This is a genomic window from Streptomyces sp. NPDC111744, from assembly GCF_055634995.1.
This window is the reverse complement of the sequence record NZ_JBVKCG010000018.1, coordinates 43,461-60,791: the sequence shown is the minus strand read 5'-3', so window position 1 is coordinate 60,791 and position 17,331 is coordinate 43,461. Positions and strand designations below refer to the sequence as shown.

Here is a 17,331-nt window from a genome sequence, read left to right as displayed (position 1 = left end):
GCGCGGCTCGCTCAGTCGACCGGCCGCGTGGCGATCACGACCATCGCCTCCGACTCCGCCTCGTCGAAGGGGCCCCGCACGCGCCCGCCCCTGGCACCGAAGACGGCCTCCTGACCCAGCCCGGCCTGCTCCATCATGGTCAGCACCTCGGGCAGCCGGTAGTAGTGCATGAAATGGCGGAACCAGCCTCCGCTGCCGTCGGGCCGTTGCAATCGGATGGCCGTCAGGGATGTCGCGCTCGTCGGGTCCGTGATCGAGTACTCCGTGCGGACGGCGCCGTCCGGCAGCGCCGTGGTGTCGACCTGGCGCTGGATCCTGCGGTGTTGCCAGTGCGGGCCGTTGACGTACTCGAAGACGAACGGTGCCCCCGGCTTCAGCGCCGCGGCGGCCGTGCGGAAGACCCCGGCGTTGTCCTCGTCGGCGTCCTCGTACCCGAACGACGATCCGATGTTGAACACCGCGTCCATCGACGCCGGCTGGACCTCCGGGGGCAGTCCGCGCGTCATGTCCGCCACCACGTAACGGACATGACCGGCCAGCCGTACCGCCCGGCTCTCCCCCAGGGCCGCGGTCTCCGGCTGGATGTCGATGTCCGTCACGTCGAGGCCGTGTTTGACGAAGCCGGCGTCGTGCGTGCCGTGGCCCGCGCCCAGCACGAGGATGCGCGCGCCCGGTGGGAGCGTACGGCCGGTGTCCGCGAGCCGGTCGAGCAGGTCGTCGACGAACCGGATGTGCCGCTCCTCCGCCTGCACATAGTCCGGGAAACTCTCCAGATACAGCGGTCCGTACGACGGCTCGTCCGCGCCGAGGCCCTCCAGGAAGACGTCACGGGCCCGCGCCCGGTACCAGCGGGTGAGACGCGCGGCGAACGTCGCCCGCTCGTCGTCGGTGAGCCGTGCGTCGACGTGGTCGCGCACGGAGCTGTGCGGTTCGAAGCCGGCCTCGGTCCGTGTCAGCAGGAACCTGGCCTCCAACTCGGCCAGCAGACGCGGGGTTTCGCCGTCTTCCGTCAACTCGCCGACGAGCTCGGGCGGGGCCGCCTCGTAGACGAAGGTCGCGGCCTTCAGGACGGTGCGCTGCGCGGGGGCCAGGGCGTCGTAGATGGGGCCGATCCAGGCGTTCAGGTCGTCCCGTTGAGCGGACAGGTCCACGGCCAGCACCTCGGGTCTCGTATGCGTCGCCTGACCGGCGAAGAGGGTCAGGGCCTGCGGGTTTCCTTCCCCCGCCCGGCGCCAGACCGTCGTCAGCGTGGGGTCCGGCATGCTCAGGCCGCAGCGGCGCAGCAGGTCGCGCGCGTCCGCCTCGGGCAGTCCGCGCAGCTGGACCCAGGGCAGGTCGGCCGTGCGCGGTATCTCCCGAAGATGCCTTCGGCTGGTCAGTACGACGGTCGACCGCCCCTCGGTGTGCACGGTCCGCCGCGCCCACGCCACCAGCGCGGGATCGCGCACGGTGTGGAAGTCGTCGAGTACGAGGAGGACCGGGTTGGCCGCCAGGAACGCGGCGAGGGTGTCCTGGAGCCGGTCGCCGTCCGCGTCCGACGAACCGGCGACCAGGGCGAGTTCGCGCGCGCCGTCCAGTTCGGTGTCGTAGGACAGGGCGAGCGCCAGGGACCGCAGGCTCAGTGTGTGGGTCTTCTCGGCGCAGAAGACCCACTTCACCCGGTGCGTACGGGCGTGCAGGCGGCAGAGCGCGGCGGCCAGCGCGGTCTTGCCGACGCCGCTGAATCCCTCGATGACGAGGGTCGGCGCGTGTCTGCGCACGCCCGCCCGCAGTTGGCGCAGTTCCGCCGTACGGTCCACCAGGGGCCGGGCGTGGCCCCGGACCCGTGCGTCGGGGGCGAGGACGGTGAACTCGGAGAGCAGCGGAGCCGGGCCTGGAGACGCGAGGGTTGGCTGCCTGCGCGGGCCGGAGCGGCGGGCGTCCCGCCACTGCAGAACGCCGACGGCGGTGCCGGCCACTCCCGCCACCGTGCCGATCAGCGCCGTGAGATCCATCGCCCGTCCCGGCTCGAAGGTCCTGCATGGGGTGGTGCGTGGGATTGCTGCGTGGGCGTGCGGAATACACCCACCGCCATACCCATCGCACTTCCCTTGTGAACCACCGAAACCCGGGTCATGGTCGGGGAGTTGGAGCTCGACTACGCCGGACCAGGACTTCGTCCACGACCAGTTCATGGCCCACTGGAGAGAGATCACCGGCGCTCCCGCCCCGCCTTCGGGACAAGTGCTGGACATGCCGGGGATACGGCGCCGAGCGGTGCGACACCTGCGGCAGACGGGGCGGGGGGCGCCGCGAGACCGAGCTGCCATGGCCCGTCGTGCCACCGGCCGGCTCACCCTGCTGAGCTGCCTCGCGGTGCTGTTCCTGGCCGGGACAGTGGTGTCATGTCTCTCCCATGGCGGACAGACCCGTCACACCATCCCGCTCACGTCCCCGGCGCGCGGCGGCAGCCGGCATCTCAGCCAGGACTGTCGCCGCGCCAGGTCGGACCTACAGGAACGAGTTGATCTCGATCGTCTCGTCCCGGCCCGGGCCCACGCCGATCGCGGAGATCGGGGCGCCGGACATCTCCTCCAGCGCCTTGACGTACGCCTGGGCGTTCTTCGGGAGGTCCGCGAAGGACTTGGCCTTGGTGATGTCCTCGGACCAGCCGGGCAGGGTCTCGTAGACCGGCTTCGCGTGGTGGAAGTCGCTCTGGGAGTACGGGAGTTCCTCGACGCGCTTGCCCTCGATCTCGTACGCCACGCAGACCGGGATCTGCTCCCAGCCGGTGAGGACGTCGAGCTTGGTGAGGAAGAAGTCGGTCAGGCCGTTCACGCGGGTCGCGTAGCGGGCGATCACCGCGTCGAACCAGCCGCAGCGGCGGTCCCGGCCGGTGGTGACACCCCGCTCGCCGCCGATCCGGCGCAGCGCCTCGCCGTCCTCGTCGAAGAGCTCGGTCGGGAACGGGCCGGCGCCGACGCGGGTCGTGTACGCCTTGAGGATGCCGATGACCCGGCTGATCTTCGTCGGGCCCACGCCGGAGCCGGTGCAGGCACCGCCCGCGGTCGGGTTCGAGGAGGTGACGAAGGGATACGTGCCGTGGTCGATGTCCAGGAGCGTGCCCTGGCCGCCCTCGAAGAGGACGACCTTGTCCTCCTCCAGGGCCTGGTTGAGGACGAGGACCGTGTCGGAGACGTACGGGGCGAGCTTGTCCGCGTAGCCCAGCAGCTCCTCGACCACCTGGTCCACGGCGATCGCGCGCCGGTTGTACAGCTTTGTGAGCATCTGGTTCTTGACGTCGAGGGCCGCCTCGACCTTCTGGGTCAGGATCGACTCGTCGTACAGGTCCTGGACCCGGATGCCGACGCGGTTGATCTTGTCCGCGTAGGTCGGGCCGATACCGCGCCCGGTGGTGCCGATCTTCCGCTTTCCGAGGAAGCGTTCCGTCACCTTGTCGACGGTGACGTTGTACGGCGTGATGATGTGCGCGTTTCCGCTGATGAGGAGCTTGGACGTGTCGACGCCACGCTCGTTCAGACCGCTCAGCTCGGAGAGCAGGACCGACGGGTCGACGACGACGCCGTTGCCGATGACGGGAACACAGGTAGGCGAGAGGATTCCGGAAGGGAGGAGGTGGAGCGCATACTTCTGGTCGCCGACGACGACCGTGTGGCCGGCGTTGTTGCCACCCTGGTAACGCACCACGTAGTCGACGGATCCGCCTAGCAGGTCCGTCGCCTTTCCCTTGCCTTCGTCACCCCACTGAGCACCGAGCAGCACAAGTGCGGGCACGCGCGTACACCCCTTCCGGGCGGGGCATGTCCAAGGTCAGGGGCGTACGCGTAAGGTTCGGCGCCGCGTACCACCGCGACCGTCGTTGGCCGCACAACCGTTGGACAGGATGCCCCGGAATAGACGAAGCCCCTGGCGCAATAGCGCAAGGGGCTCTTGCACAGTGATGCTACCCGAGGAAGCGAGGCACGACCGAGGTGGCGACATTCGCGAGGTCCGATCAGCTGCTTGTGATCATCGATCCGGCGGCACGGCAAACGGACGGTGAATCCGTCCGGATCGCGAAAGACGTGCTCAGCGCGGGTGCTACCACGAAGGTGTGCCTGCCGGACGGCCCCGAGGAATTCGCCCGGGTACTTTCCCGGCGGGGGTCGCGGCGACCGGTGGTGGTGGGCGACGACGCCGCGCTGATCCGTGCGGTGACCTTTCTGCACAGGCAGCGGGAGCTGGCCGAATGTGTGCTGTCCGTGGTCCCGGTGGGGGGCACGCTGGGCGTCGCGCACGCGCTGGGGGTGCCCACCGGTGCGGTGGCGGCGGCACGCGCGGTCCTGGACGGCGTGGAACGGCGCCTGGACCTGCTGGTCGACGACAGCGACGGGGTGGTGCTGGGCGCGCTGCGGATCCCGCCGGTGGCGGCGGTGCCGGAGGACGCGGACACGGTTGCGGCCCGGGGGTGGCTGCGGCCGTACCAGACCCTCGTACGGTCCCTTTCCGCCCGCCCGGCCCAGGCAGTGCCCCGCCCCGGGCCCGCGCGGCTGCGGGTCGAGGTCGACGGGGAGACGGTGGTGGACCTGGACCAGCCGGTGGAGGGCATCTCGGTGACCCCGGGCGGCCGCGACGGGCTGGCCGAGGTGGAGGTACGGCCGCTGTCGGTGGGCGCGGAGGCGACGCCGGTACGGGCCGCCGGGCGGACGGTGACGGTGACGGGGGCGGACTTCCGGTACCGGGCCGACGTCGGGGTGGCGGGTCCGGTACGGCGGCGGACCTGGCGGGTGGTCGAGGGGGCCTGGGGGCTCATGGTGCCGGGGGCCCCGTAGCAGCGGGCTCGGCGGTGCGGGCGACTCACTCCCCCGTGCCACTCCGCGGCGCGGGAGAACTCCCGGTGGCGTGGGACGGCCGCGGCTCAGTGGGGCCGCTCGGGCACCTTCCCGTGATCGGGTTCGGATTCGTCCTTCAGCGCCACGCCCGTGACCCCCAGCTCCCGCGCCCTCCTCAGCAACGCCGCCAGCTTCCCCGCCGCCGCCTCGTAGGTCAGCCCCAGCGGCGGCCGGATGTTGCTCAGGCAGTTCCGGTCCGCGTCCGTGGTCACGCCCGGCACCGGCCGGTACGTCAGGTAGGCGCCCAGGGAGTCCGCCGCCGACATCCCGGGCCGTTCGCCGATCAGGACCACCACCAGGGCCATACCCATCGCGTGGGCGATGTCGTCGCCGAGGGCCACCCGGGCCTGCTCGGCCAGGACGACCGGGGCGATGCGCCGGTCGGGGAGGCGGGCCGCGGTGGCCCGCACCATCGCCGCCCCGTGCTCGTGCACCGCCCGGCTGGACAGCCCGTCGGCGACCACGAAGACGACGTCCCAGTCACCGGCCGGCAGGTGCGCCCGGTCCACGGGGTGGAGTCGTCGGCCCAGGTCGGGGCGCTGGAGGTAGGTCGTCCGGTCGCCGGCCGCGCTGCGGACCCGTACCGTCGCGAGCCCCGCCAGCCCCGCCGCCACCGCGTCCGGGTCGAAGGGCGAGTGCACCGCGTCCCGGGCGGCCGCATGCGCGGACTGGAGGCCCAGCCGGTGCCGGGTGGGAAGCGCGGAGCCGGAGCGGCCGAGGCCGATCCTGGCCTGGGTGTGGCGGCGCAGCAGCGGCCACAGGTCGTCGGGTCCGGCGGCGGGCGCCTCGGTCAGGTCGGTCATGCGGCCAGTTCCCTTCCGATCGCCGTCAGCGGATGGCCGCTGACCTCGCGCAGACCGCCGTCCCCGTCCAGCAGCCCGATCGACTCCAGCCACGCCTCGAACTCCGGCGCCGGGCGCAGGCCGAGCACCTCCCGCAGGTAGAGCGCGTCGTGGTAGGAGGCGGACTGGTAGTTGAGCATGATGTCGTCGCCGCCCGGTGTGCAGATCACGAAGGAGGCGCCCGCGACGGCCAGCATGGTCAGCATGGTGGCGATGTCGTCGTCGTCCGCGTCGGCGTGGTTCGTGTAGCAGATGTCCAGGCCCATGGGCAGGCCGAGGAGTTTGCCGCAGAAGTGGTCCTCCAGGGCGGCCCGCAGGATCTGCCGGCCGTCGTAGAGGTACTCCGGGCCGATGAAGCCCACGACGGTGTTCACCAGCAGGGGCCGGTAGCGGCGGGCCACCGCGTACGCCCGCGCCTCCACCGTCTGCTGGTCCACGCCGTGGTGCGCGTCCGCCGACAGGGCGCTGCCCTGGCCGGTCTCGAAGTACATGACGTGGTCGCCGACCGTGCCCCGCCCCAGCCCGCGGGCCGCCTCGTACGCCTCGTCCAGCAGGCCGAGGGTGACGCCGAAGGAGGCGTTCGCCGCCTGGGTGCCGGCGATGGACTGGAAGACGAGGTCGACCGGGGCGCCGCGCTCCATCAGGTCCACGCTCGTCGTGACGTGGCACAGGACGCAGGACTGGGTGGGGATCGCGTAGCAGTCGATCACTCCGGCCAGGAGTTCCAGCAGGTCCCGTACCGCCTTCGGGCTGTCGGTCGCCGGGTTGATGCCGATCACCGCGTCTCCGGAGCCGAGCAGCAGACCGTCCAGGAGGGCGGCCGCCACTCCGGCCGGGTCGTCGGTGGGGTGGTTGGGCTGGAGGCGGGTGGCGAGGCGGCCGGGCAGGCCGATCGTCGAGCGGAAGGCGGTGACCACCCGCGCCTTGCGGGCGACGGACACCAGGTCGGCGTTCCCCATCAGCTTGGACACGGCGGCGGCCATCTCCGGCGTGACCCCGGGCGCCAGCGCGGCGAGAGCGCCGGCGTCCGCGGCCAGCAGCCACTCCCGGAACTCGCCGACCGTCAGCCCGGCCACCGGCGCGAAGGCCGCCGCGTCGTGGGTGTCGAGGATCAGCCGGGTCACGTCGTCGGTCTCGTAGGGGATCACCGGCTCGGTCAGGAAGGTGGCGAGCGGCACCTCCGCCAGCGCCCAGCGGGCCGCGACCCGCTGCCGCGCGCTCGCGGCGGCGAGGCCGGCCAGCCGGTCGCCGGAGCGTTCCGGACTCGCGGCGGCCAGCAGGCGGGCCAGGGAGTCGAAGCGGTGGCGTTCGCCGCCGAGGGTGGCCGTGTACGTGCTCATGGCGGCGACCGTACGGGCCGGGTGTTGCGGCCGGATTTCTAAAGGTCTGGTTGACAAACATTTAACGCACCGAGACCCTCTACCGACTCATTCGGGCTACAGAGTTCCGGTCCAGTACAGCCAGCGATCAGCAGGAGAGGGGCCACCCCGATGGCAGTGGACGAGGGAGTCGCCCCAGCGGCGAAGACAGACGGGGACAGCACGGTCCACCGGCTGAAGCCCAACGCGATCGGTCTGCTCGGGGTGGTCTTCATGGCCGTCGCGACCGCCGCGCCGATCACCGCGATGACCGGCAACGTGCCCTTCATGGTGTCGTCCGGCAACGGCATCGGTGCCCCGGCGAGCTACCTCGTCGCAATGGTCGTCCTGGCAATCTTTTCCGTCGGTTTCACGTCGATGGCTAAGCACATCACGTCGACGGGCGCCTTCTACGGCTTCATCTCCTACGGTCTCGGCCGCACCGCGGGCCTGGCGTCGGGGCTGCTCGCCACCTTCGCGTACGCCGTCTTCGAGCCTGCGCTGATCGGCATCTTCTCGGTCTTCGCCAACACGACCCTCAAGGACCAGACCGGACTTGACGTCCCGTGGTGGGCGTTCGCGATCCTGATGCTCGCCGTCAACGCGACCGGCACCTGGTTCGGCGTCAGCGTCGCCGAGAAGCTCCTCGTCGTCCTCCTCGGCACCGAGGTGACCGTCCTCGCCGCGATGGCGATCTCGGTGGCCCTGCACGGCGGCGGCCCGCACGGCTTCACCTTCGGCCCGGTCAACCCGGTCAACGCCTTCAAGGGCACGTCCGCGGGGCTCGGTCTCTTCTTCGCCTTCTGGTCGTGGGTGGGCTTCGAGTCCACGGCGATGTACGGCGAGGAGTCCCGCGACCCGAAGAAGATCATCCCCAAGGCGACGATGATCTCGGTCCTCGGCGTCGGCGTCTTCTACGTCTTCGTCTCCTGGATGGCCATCATCGGCAACGGCGAGACGGAGGCCGTCAAGGCCGCCTCCTCCGCCAACCCGCTCGCCCTCTTCTTCAACCCCACCGAGCACTACGTCGGCCACTGGGCGGTCGTCCTCATGCAGTGGCTGATGGTCACCGGCTCGCTGGCCTGTGGCATGGCCTTCCACAACTGCGCCGCCCGCTACATGTACGCGCTGGGCCGGGAAGGGGTCATCCCCTCGCTCCGGAACACCGTCGGCCGCACCCACGCCCGGCACGGCTCCCCGCACATCGCGGGCCTGGTCCAGACGGTGATCTCGGCCGTCCTGATCGGGGCGTTCTGGGCCGCGGGCAAGGACCCGTACAACGCCCTCTACGTGCTGCTGGCCATCCTCGGCACGATGGCGATCCTGGTCGTGCAGGCCGTGTGCTCGTTCGCGGTGCTGGTCTACTTCCGGAAGAACCACCCCGAGAGCCGGCACTGGTTCAGGACCTTCGCCGCCCCGCTCATCGGCGGCGTCGCGATGCTCGCCGTGGTCGTCCTGCTGGTGTCCAACATGGGCGTCGCGGCCGGCACCGAGTCCGGCTCACTGCTGCTGAAGGCGACGCCGTGGCTGGTGGCACTGGTGGCGGCGACGGGCGTCGGCTACGCGCAGTACCTCAAGCGCCGGTCGCCGGAGCGGTACGCGCTGCTGGGACGGACGGTACTGGAGGAGACGAAGGAGCGGTAGGGGCGCGTGCGCCCAACGGTTCGTGGAAGCGGAGTGAAGGTCCCACCGTCCGGGCAGACGCCCACGCATCCGCGTCCGTAAGGTGCGCACATGCCAGGTGAATTACGAGCGGGGCATACGGTCGCCGCATTAGCCGGACGTACGGTCGCCGCATGGGTGGCCGGTGTCCTCCTCGCCGTCACACCGGGGGCCGCGAGCGCGGCACCCGCTCCCCGCACCTTCCAGTACACCTGCGACTTCGGGATCCTCAGCGGCCAGTCGATGACGGCCTCGGTCGTGTGGGACGTCTCGGACACCCACGTGGTCGGCCGGCCCACTCCCCGACTGCCGGTGACCGCGTCGGCGACGGTCGGGGCGCTCATCCCGCAAGGGCTGCGGGTGGCCGGCGCGACGAGCCTCGAGGGCACGGCGAAGGTGACCGCCGTCGTGGCCGCACCGCAGGGGAACGTCCCCGTCACCATGTCGATGGACGTGCCCGTGACCCAGATCCCGTCCTCCGGGTCCATGACGGTCCCGGCGAACGGGACCGCGCCGTCGCTGACCTTCACCAAGGCGGGCACCGCGAGCATCGTCGTCGGCGCGATCAGGCTGAGCGTCACGCCGAGGCGGGCGGACGGCAGCACGACCCCGCTGGGCACGGTGAACGCGTCGTGCAGCGTGGACTCGGACCAGGACAAGGTTCTGGCGTCGTTCCGGATCCTGCCCAAAGCGCAGCGACAGCCGTCGCCCACGGCGTCGGGGACGGGGACCGGGACCGGGGGCGGGAGCCGTGGCTCGGGCTCCGGGTCAGGGTCAGGGGCAGGGGCGGGGTCTGGTTCCGGGTCCGGCTCGGGGGCGGGGGCGGGGGCGGGGGGCCAGGGAGGTAGGGGGACCTCAGGGACTCACCCCGGCGCCTCCCGCAGCCCCGACCCGAGCGGCTCGGTCACCGCGAGCGGTACGGCATCGGTGTCGGCGTCGCCCGCCTCGGGCGGCGCTCCGACCTTCGCCGCGCCCAAGGCCGGCTCCGACCTGCGCTCCAGCGCGCAGGACCGCACGGCTTTCCCGGTCGCGCTGCGCGCGGCGGCCGGCGTGCTGATCGTGGCCCTGGCCGCGGTGGGCAGCGCGATGTGGTTCCGGCGACGCCGGGGTGACGATGGCTGAGGGCACGGCAGGCGGGGAGGAGCAGCCGCCGCGCAGCATGAATGCGAACCAGTACGGCGACGGCACGCAGATCGTCGCCGGATCCATCGGGGTGCAGAACAACAACTACACCTACACCGAGCGACCTCAGAGCGGACTGCTGGCGAAAGCCGACCAGTTGGCCGAGTTCGTCCGGCAACGCCGGCAAGAAGAGGAGACACAGCTCGGTATCAGGGATCCCCAGCTGCTGCCCGTGCGCTGGGAGCCTCCGAACGACGAGACGTTGGCGAGGGATCACCCGGAACTCATCTGGGAAGACCTGGGCGAGGGGAACCTGAGCGGAGGTCTGAACGGGATCGCGGAGTTCTACGAGAGCATCCCGTCCGGCCGCCTGGTGGTACTGGGCAGGGCCGGTTCGGGAAAGAGTGTACTGGCCATGCAGTTCGTGCTGCAGTGGCTCAAGAAACGCCCCGCCGGCGCACCCGTGCCGGAGATCTTCAGTCTCGCCTCGTGGAACCCGGAAGAGGAACCGCTGAACGACCGGCTGAGTCACCAGCTGAGCCGTGACCAGCCCTGGCTGACCGCAGTCGACTCCGACGGGGAGATGACGCTGGCCGAGAAGCTGGTGAGCGTCGGGCTGATCCTGCCCGTCCTGGACGGTTTCGACGAGATCTCCAAAAGCCTCCGCGGGGCCGCGCTGAAGCAGCTCTCCGAGACCTCCCTGCCGTTGGTCCTCACCAGCCGCTACGGCGAGTACAAGAACGCGGTCAAGGGCAGGGGGCTGCACAAGGCCGCCGTCGTACGACTGGCCGATCTGCCTCCGGCCGACTCGGTGACGTATCTCCGGTTCAGCAGTCCCCCGGACGCCAAGTCGGCGTGGGACCCGGTGCTGGACGACATGGACGCCAACCCTGACGGTCCACTGCGCCGGGCGCTCTCCACACCGCTGATGGTGGTCCTGGCCGCGGCCGTCCACGGCGAGCGCGGCACCAGCGGTCCGGATGCGCTGCTGGACGCCGCGGAGTTCCCGACCCCGGACCGCCTTGAGCGGCACCTTCTCACCGCGTTCCTCCCCTCGGTGTACCGGCGCCCGTCGCAGGCGCGACGCGCCCAACGCTGGCTCACCTACCTCGCCCACGATCTGGAGCGGCGCAAGACCGGCAACCTGGCCTGGTGGGAACTGGGCACCACGTTGCCGCTGCGGCAGCGGACCGCCGTGATCGCAGTCCTCGCCGGGCTGTCCTTCGCCTTCGTCACCGCGGTCGGAAACATCCCCGTCGACCTGATCGGCACCTCGCACGGGCTCGGCTTCGCCGTCCGGCGCGGGCTGGTCGTCGGCTCCTTGCACGGGCTGCTGATCGGAGCGGCATTCGGCTTCATCTACCACCGGGCGAGCGGCAACCACCTGCTGAAACCGTCCCCGATCGAGATCACCTTCCGCCGTGATGCCCAACGGCAGCTGGGCGAGAGGTTGTTGACCAGGATGACCATTGGTTCACTGGTCGCTCTGGCGGGCGCGGTCGCCATCGTCGGTGTCGACCGCACCGTCGTGCCGTGGCTCGGACTCGACGACGGGCTCGGCGGCGGGCTGGTGTCCGCGGCCCAGTTCCCGCTCATCGTGGGTCTCGGAACCGGCCTGGTGCTCGGCATCACGGCCTGGCTGGAGGCAACGGTCGACCTGGACAAGTCCGTGAGCTGCGTCGGCCTGTTGCGGGTCAACCGAAGGAACGTCCACGCCCACATCCTCGTCTGGGCGATCGTGTTCGGCTTCATCGCCTGGTTCGCAGGCAGCTTCACCGAGACCCCGCTCCGCAGCCTCCAGCAGGGCCTCGTCTTCGGCATCGAGGGCGCGTTCGCCGGCGGCCTCGGGTACGGGCTCTGTCTGACCGCGTGGGGGCAGTGGATCGCACTCGCCCGCGTCTGGCTGCCGCTGACGGGCCGGCTCCCCTGGCGGCTGGTCACGTTCCTGGAGGACGCGTGCGACCGAAGGGCGTTGCGGCGGGCGGGGGCGGTGTACCAGTTCCGGCACGGACGGTTGCAGGAGCAGCTGACGGCACCGCCCGAGGGGCCGTCGGACGGCACCCCCTGACGGCTGACGGGGGCGCTTCACTCCTGCCCGAAGAGCTCCACCCGGCGCGCCCGCCACCGCTCCATCATCTCCGCGATCTCCTCGTCCACGAACTCGAAGAACGCGAGCGTCTCGGCCATCCGCCGCCCCGTTCGGCCGCACCCATGCCCTGGACGGCCTCGACCTGGACGTCGAGACCGGCGAGGTGCACGGCTTCCTCGGCCCCAACGGCGCCGGGAAGTCCACCGCCATCCGGGTCCTGCTCGGCCTGCTGCGCCCCGACTCCGGCGCCGCGCAGACGCGCAGATCCTCGGCCGCGACCCCCGGAAGGACGCCGTGGCGGTGCACCGCAGGATCGCCTACGTCCCGGATACGTGACCCTCTGGCGCAACCTCTCGGGCGGCGAGGTCATCAACCTCTACGGCCGGCTCCGCGGCGGCCTCGACAAGACGCGCCGCGCCGACCTGATCGAAGGCTGCTCAGTCGACGTAGTCCCTGAGCTCCTCGGTGTCGAGCTCGATGCCCACGGGGTTGGGGAGAGTGACCTTGCCCCCGAGCTTCACGACATGGATGTCCCGGTATCCGTCTTCCGGGTCCGGATCGCTGTGGACCAGAATCGAGAGAGCATCGCGGTCGATCAGCAGGTAGACGGGAATCCCGGCCTCGGCATAGGCCTTCGGCTTCTCCACACGGTCACGGTTGTGGGTGTCCGAGTCGTAGGAGGTGATCTCGACTGCCATCAACACACCGTCGGGGTCGGCCCAGTCGCCCTTCCCGCTGAAGTGTCCCGTCGGCGCGAGCACGGCGTCGGGCTTGGCGCGGCCCCCGCGATACGCCTCGACCTTCAACCCCTGACCGGTTGGGTTGAGGGTGAGGTCGGGCCGTGCTTGCTTGCAGCGGAAGACCAACCACATCGCGATCTCGCCGTGGCTGCCGTTTGTCACCTTCTTGACCCCGATCCGTCCGCCGATGAACTCGAAACCGACGGTCTCGTCTTCACGGGCGGCGAATTCGGCAATCCGCTCGAACACGTCCACGGACAACTGTGACGACGCGCGCTCTGCCATAACCGTCATGGTGCCTCCCCTCGCAGGCGTGCACCAACTTGACCGGTCGTTCGCGTCCATCGGCCGGAATCAGTCGGTGATCATCCGAACGGGTGATCACCTCACTTCCACGCCCAGCCCCTCCAACCCCCGGATCACGAAGTTCGGCTTCCGCCGCGGCTCCGCCGCCAGGCTCAGCGTCGGGGCCTTCTCCAGCAGGGCCGCCATCGAGGCCGCCAGCTCGATGCGGGCCAGCGGGGCGCCGATGCAGTAGTGGATGCCGGCGCTGAAGGAGATGTGGGGGTTGTCGCGGCGGGTGAGGTCCAGCCGGCCGGGGTCGGTGAAGACGGCCGGGTCATGGTTGGCGGAGCCGAAGAGCATCGCGACCTCCGCGCCCCTCGGGATCGTCGTGCCGTCGATCTCGATCTCGTCCAGTACCCAGCGTTCGAAGAGCTGGAGCGGGGTGTCGTAGCGCATCAGCTCTTCTACGGCGGTGGGGATCAGGGAGTGGTCGGCGCGGAGGGCGGCCAGCTGGGCGGGGTTGCGGAAGAGGGCGTACCAGCCGTTGACCGTGGCGTTGACGGTCGCCTCGTGGCCTGCGTTGAGGAGCAGGACGGCCGTGGAGATCATCTCCTGCTCGGTGAGCCGGTCGCCCTCGTCGTGCGCGGCGATCAGCCCGGAGATCAGGTCCTCGCCGGGCTGTGCCCGCCGCTCGGCGATCAGCTCCCGCAGGTATTCGGAGAACTCGACCGAGGCCCTGACGGCCTTCGCGGCCGTGTCCTCCGAGGGATTCAGCTCGTACATGCCGCAGATGTCGGCCGACCAGGGCCGCAGCGGCGCCCGGTCCGCCTCCGGGATGCCCAGCATCTCGGCGATGACGGCGACGGGGAGCGGTTCGGCCACATCGGCGAGGAGATCGCCGCCGCCCCTGTGGACCAGCCCGTCGACGAGTTCACCGGCGAGCTTCGCCACGTACGGTTTCAGCCGCTCGACCGTGCGCGGGGTGAACGCCTTCGACACCAGGCGGCGGATGCGGGTGTGGTCCGGGGGTTCGAGGTCGAGCATGCCGTGGTCGTTGAGCGTGTGGAACGGCTCGTGCTCCGGCGGGGGTGCGGTCCGCCCGAAGTCCTCGTGGCTGAACCGGTGCTGGTACGTCCGGCCCAGCCGCCGGTCCCGCAGCAGCGCCGAGACATCGGCGTGGTGCGGGACCAGCCACTGGTCGGTGGGCTCGTAGTACTGCACCCGGCCCCGGGCGCGGAGCTCGGCGTAGGAGGGGTACGGGTCGGCCAGGAAGTCCGGGTCCCAGGGGTCGAAGGCTGCCATGGACGGACGTTAGACCGACGGTCCCCCTCCTGACCAGGGGTGTCTCAGATGCTTACTGGGTGGGCAGGGTCCACCACTGCCAGGTGTTCGAGCCGCAGTTGCGCAGGTTGATGCCCGCGTGCTCGCGCTGGTCGCCGTTGTCCTGGATGCTCAGGCACTGGTTGTTGACATCCGTGCGCAGCCAGCTGCCGTCCTTGTACCAGCGCTGGTTGGCCAGTCCGTGGCAGTCGCCGACGACCTGGGCCGCGGCGTTGACCTCGCCGTTCCTGACGTCGAGGCAGTGCTGCTCGGCGCCGTTGACGAGCTTCTTGCCCGCCCAGTACCACAGCTGGTTGCCGGTGCCGTCGTTGCAGGTCTGCACCTCGACGTTGTCGCCGTCGGTGGCCAGGCACTTGCCGTTCAGCTGCGTGGTGATCTGGAAGTACTGCGGCACCGCGGCGGCCGAGTGCGCGCCCATGTGGATGGGCAAGGTGGAGAAGAGGAGAGGCAGAGCGGTCAGCGCGAGCGCGGTCAGGCCGCGCTCCAGGGGCTTGATCATGTCTCTTGATGTAGCCGGATCATGTGCTCTACCAACAGGCCGTGAGCAGGGCCTTCACCCGACTGGCGGAACGGTTTCACCGGCTCCGAGGTGATCGTTGCGGGAGCCACCGAGCCTTCCTGCAAGCACGCCCCGGAGATCGACTGAGCTCAGGAGGTGAAACGCCGGCTCGGCACGGGTCCCGGGTGCTCGGTGGGTCGCCGGTCGCGCCGGCCGCCCACGACCTCCGGGTCGAACATGACGATCGCTCCGACCGCGGTGTCGTAGTGCACGGTGCCGCCGGTGTGCACCGCCGTCATGCCGAGGTAGTGCATCGCCGCCACCCCGAGACCGGTGAGAACGCCCGCCGTGCCCAGGGAGACCGGGCCCGAGCCTCGATAGCCGACCAGGAAAACGTGCTGTACCGCATCGCCCCGCGCTAGCCCGGTGTCACCAGCCGTGCCTCGTAGGCGAAGACCGCCGCCTGGGTGCGGTCGCGCAGGCCCAGCTTCACCAGGATGCGGCTGACGTGGGTCTTGATCGTGGACTCGGCCACCACCAGGCGCTCGGCCATCTCCGCGTTCGAGAGGCCCTGGGCGATGAGGACCAGGACCTCCGTCTCGCGGTCGGTGAGGTCACCGTAGGCCGCATGGGCCGTGGGCATCAGGCGTGGGGTGCCGGAGAGTTTGGAGAACTCCGTGATCAGGCGCTTGGTGACCGAGGGTGCGAGGAGGGCCTCGCCTGCCGCCACGACCCGTACGCCGTCGGCCAGTTGGCGGGCCGAGGCGTCCTTCAGGAGGAAACCGGAGGCTCCGGCGCGCAGGGCCTGGTAGACGTACTCGTCCAGGTCGAAGGTGGTCAGGACCAGGACCTTGGCCGTGCTGTCGACGGCCACGATCTCCCTCGTCGCCTCGATGCCGTTCAGCTCGGGCATCCGGATGTCCATCAGGACCACGTCGGGGGCGAGTTCACGGACGCGGTCCACCGCCTCACGGCCGTTGACCGCCTCGCCGACGACCTCGATGTCCGGCATCGCGTTCAGCAGGACCGAGAAGCCCTCGCGCACCATCATCTGGTCGTCCGCGATCAGTACGCGGATGGTCATGCATCACCTTCGGTAGGGGTGGCGGCCGGCAGGAAGACCGTCACCTCATAGCCTCCCTCGGCCGTCGGGGCCGCTGTCATCTCGCCGTTCAGCATCGACACACGCTCCCGCATGCCCGTGATGCCGTGGCCGGCGCCGGGAGAGGGCTTGAGGAGGGCGGGCTGGGGCGGGGGACCGTTGACTATGCGCAGGCCGAGGCCGCCGAGGACGTAGCCGATCTCCACCCGGGCGGGCGCGCCCGGCGCATGGCGCAGGGTGTTGCTCAGCGCCTCCTGGACTATGCGGTACGCCGACAGCTCCACGCCCTGCGGGAGTTCACGGACCGCGCCGGTCACCGCCTTGTCGACGGTCAGGCCCGCCTCCCGCACATTGGCGAGCAGCCCGTCCAGGTCGGCGAGGGTGGGCTGCGGGGCGTCGGGGGCCTCGTAGTCCTCGGCGCGGACCACGCCCAGGACGCGGCGCAGCTCGGTGAGCGCCGCCACCGCGTTCTCCCGGATCGTGGCGAACGCCTTCTCCAGCTCCGGCGGCGGGTTCTCCACCCGGTACGGGGCGGCCTCCGCCTGGATGGCGACGACGGACATGTGGTGGGCCACCACGTCGTGCAGTTCGCGGGCGATCGTGGTCCGTTCTTCGAGGAGCGTGCGCCGGGAACGCTCGTGTGCCGTCTCCGACTGCTGGGCGGTCACCGTCTGTTCGGCCTCCCGGCGGATCTGCCGGACGGTGACGGCCAGCAGGGCTATCGCGGAGACGACCAGCATCGAGCCGACGTCGTTGGTGTAGTGGCCCCCGCCGAGGACCGAGACGAACGCGAAACCGTAGAACGCGGTGATCGCCCACATCCAGGCTGCCGTGCGCGGACGGGTGCGGATCGCGACGACGGTGAGCACCACCAGGTGGGAGATGAAGTTGCCCACCGTCCACGGCCAGTCGTCCCAGGATCTGTCCAGCAGGGTGCCGGCCCAGCTCGCGACGAGCGACAGCCAGAAGGCGCCGACCGGACGCGCCAGCGTGAGCAGCACCGGTGCCAGCACGGTCAGGCCGACCAGCAGGGTCCCGGCCGATCCCATCGGGCGGTCCGCGACGGTCGCCAGCAGCGCCACCCCGCCGGCCGCGGCCACCGCGAGATGCGGGGTCCAGGCCGCGTACTCCCGCCACCGCACAGGGAGGTGGCGGACGAACGGGCGGTCGATGCTCATCCGGGGCAACGGCCGGTAGGCGAAGGCATCCTGGAACAGGTCCTGCCGCAGCCTGCGCAGGGCGTCCAGCGCCGCCCGGATCTCCGGGCTGCGCGGCTTGTACGGCTCGAACATGCCGTCCGGTGGCTCCGGTGGCATCGACTGCGTCTGGGTCGTCTCGGTCACGTACACGACGGTATGCGGCGGGCAGGGTCACCGTCGTCACCAGTGAGACGGGTCCTTCGGCGTCCCTCTCAGGTACT

At 70.6% G+C, this 17,331-nt stretch carries 14 protein-coding genes and 2 pseudogenes; 5 read left to right on the top strand and 11 right to left on the bottom strand.

The window, feature by feature from the left end:
* Positions 1 to 11: 11 nt before the first annotated feature.
* A complete protein-coding gene (locus ACZ7OO_RS32090) occupies positions 12 to 1,994 on the bottom strand; it encodes an AAA family ATPase (RefSeq protein ID WP_471510156.1) in 1,983 nt (660 codons plus the stop codon).
* 496 nt (positions 1,995 to 2,490) lie between these two features.
* Positions 2,491 to 3,774, bottom strand: coding sequence for an adenylosuccinate synthase (locus ACZ7OO_RS32085; protein ID WP_352222378.1), 1,284 nt, complete (start codon positions 3,772 to 3,774; stop codon positions 2,491 to 2,493).
* 197 nt (positions 3,775 to 3,971) lie between these two features.
* On the opposite strand from ACZ7OO_RS32085, the gene ACZ7OO_RS32080 reads away from it, so the two are divergent.
* The gene (locus tag ACZ7OO_RS32080) at positions 3,972 to 4,811 is read left to right on the top strand and encodes a diacylglycerol kinase family protein (protein ID WP_471510154.1); all 840 of its coding nucleotides are present in this window, start codon (positions 3,972 to 3,974) and stop codon (positions 4,809 to 4,811) included.
* A gap of 86 nt (positions 4,812 to 4,897) precedes the next feature.
* On the opposite strand, the gene eutC is transcribed toward ACZ7OO_RS32080, so the two are convergent.
* On the bottom strand, positions 4,898 to 5,674 hold the full coding sequence (gene eutC / locus ACZ7OO_RS32075) for an ethanolamine ammonia-lyase subunit EutC (protein WP_471510152.1): 777 nt from the start codon (positions 5,672 to 5,674) through the stop codon (positions 4,898 to 4,900).
* Positions 5,671 to 7,053, bottom strand: coding sequence for an ethanolamine ammonia-lyase subunit EutB (locus tag ACZ7OO_RS32070; RefSeq protein ID WP_471510150.1), 1,383 nt, complete (start codon positions 7,051 to 7,053; stop codon positions 5,671 to 5,673). Before ACZ7OO_RS32070 ends, eutC begins: the two co-directional genes overlap by 4 nt.
* A 150-nt stretch (positions 7,054 to 7,203) precedes the next feature.
* Here ACZ7OO_RS32070 and ACZ7OO_RS32065 point away from each other — a divergent pair, with 150 nt between their 5' ends.
* The 3 genes from ACZ7OO_RS32065 (at position 7,204) to ACZ7OO_RS32055 (ending at position 11,923) form a co-directional block, all read left to right on the top strand.
* On the top strand, positions 7,204 to 8,715 hold the full coding sequence (locus ACZ7OO_RS32065; protein ID WP_471510148.1) for an APC family permease: 1,512 nt from the start codon (positions 7,204 to 7,206) through the stop codon (positions 8,713 to 8,715).
* 156 nt (positions 8,716 to 8,871) lie between these two features.
* On the top strand, positions 8,872 to 9,855 hold the full coding sequence (locus tag ACZ7OO_RS32060) for a DUF6801 domain-containing protein (protein WP_471510146.1): 984 nt from the start codon (positions 8,872 to 8,874) through the stop codon (positions 9,853 to 9,855).
* A 37-nt stretch (positions 9,856 to 9,892) separates the two neighbouring features.
* Positions 9,893 to 11,923, top strand: a complete 2,031-nt coding sequence (locus tag ACZ7OO_RS32055) for an NACHT domain-containing protein (RefSeq protein ID WP_471510144.1) — start codon at positions 9,893 to 9,895, stop codon at positions 11,921 to 11,923.
* Positions 11,924 to 11,940: 17 nt separating this feature from the next.
* Here the strand turns inward: ACZ7OO_RS32055 and ACZ7OO_RS32050 are convergent.
* Positions 11,941 to 12,051: pseudogene (locus tag ACZ7OO_RS32050) on the bottom strand (MarR family transcriptional regulator); the annotation flags it as partial.
* Between the two features lie 20 nt (positions 12,052 to 12,071).
* Between ACZ7OO_RS32050 and ACZ7OO_RS32045 the strand changes: the two are divergent.
* Positions 12,072 to 12,390, top strand: a pseudogene (locus ACZ7OO_RS32045) (ATP-binding cassette domain-containing protein); the annotation flags it as partial.
* On the opposite strand, the gene ACZ7OO_RS32040 reads toward ACZ7OO_RS32045, so the two are convergent.
* From ACZ7OO_RS32040 to ACZ7OO_RS32015, 6 genes are all read right to left on the bottom strand, one after another.
* Positions 12,382 to 12,978, bottom strand: a complete 597-nt coding sequence (locus ACZ7OO_RS32040) for a Uma2 family endonuclease (protein ID WP_471510313.1) — start codon at positions 12,976 to 12,978, stop codon at positions 12,382 to 12,384. The pseudogene ACZ7OO_RS32045 and the gene ACZ7OO_RS32040 overlap by 9 nt on opposite strands.
* 87 nt (positions 12,979 to 13,065) lie before the next feature.
* Positions 13,066 to 14,271 carry a cytochrome P450 gene (locus tag ACZ7OO_RS32035; protein ID WP_471510142.1) on the bottom strand — a complete coding sequence of 402 codons (1,206 nt, stop codon included), beginning with the start codon at positions 14,269 to 14,271 and terminating at the stop codon, positions 13,066 to 13,068.
* Between the two features lie 52 nt (positions 14,272 to 14,323).
* Complete coding sequence (locus ACZ7OO_RS32030) at positions 14,324 to 14,809, bottom strand: RICIN domain-containing protein (protein ID WP_471510140.1); 486 nt, start codon at positions 14,807 to 14,809, stop codon at positions 14,324 to 14,326.
* Between the two features lie 149 nt (positions 14,810 to 14,958).
* Positions 14,959 to 15,132 carry an MHYT domain-containing protein gene (locus ACZ7OO_RS32025; RefSeq protein ID WP_471510138.1) on the bottom strand — a complete coding sequence of 58 codons (174 nt, stop codon included), beginning with the start codon at positions 15,130 to 15,132 and terminating at the stop codon, positions 14,959 to 14,961.
* Positions 15,133 to 15,227: 95 nt separating this feature from the next.
* Positions 15,228 to 15,893: a response regulator transcription factor gene (locus tag ACZ7OO_RS32020; RefSeq protein WP_360492690.1), complete on the bottom strand. Its 666-nt coding sequence runs from the start codon at positions 15,891 to 15,893 to the stop codon at positions 15,228 to 15,230.
* A complete protein-coding gene (locus tag ACZ7OO_RS32015; protein ID WP_471510136.1) occupies positions 15,890 to 17,254 on the bottom strand; it encodes a sensor histidine kinase in 1,365 nt (454 codons plus the stop codon). The genes ACZ7OO_RS32020 and ACZ7OO_RS32015 overlap by 4 nt, the downstream gene beginning before the upstream one ends.
* Positions 17,255 to 17,331 lie beyond the last annotated feature (77 nt).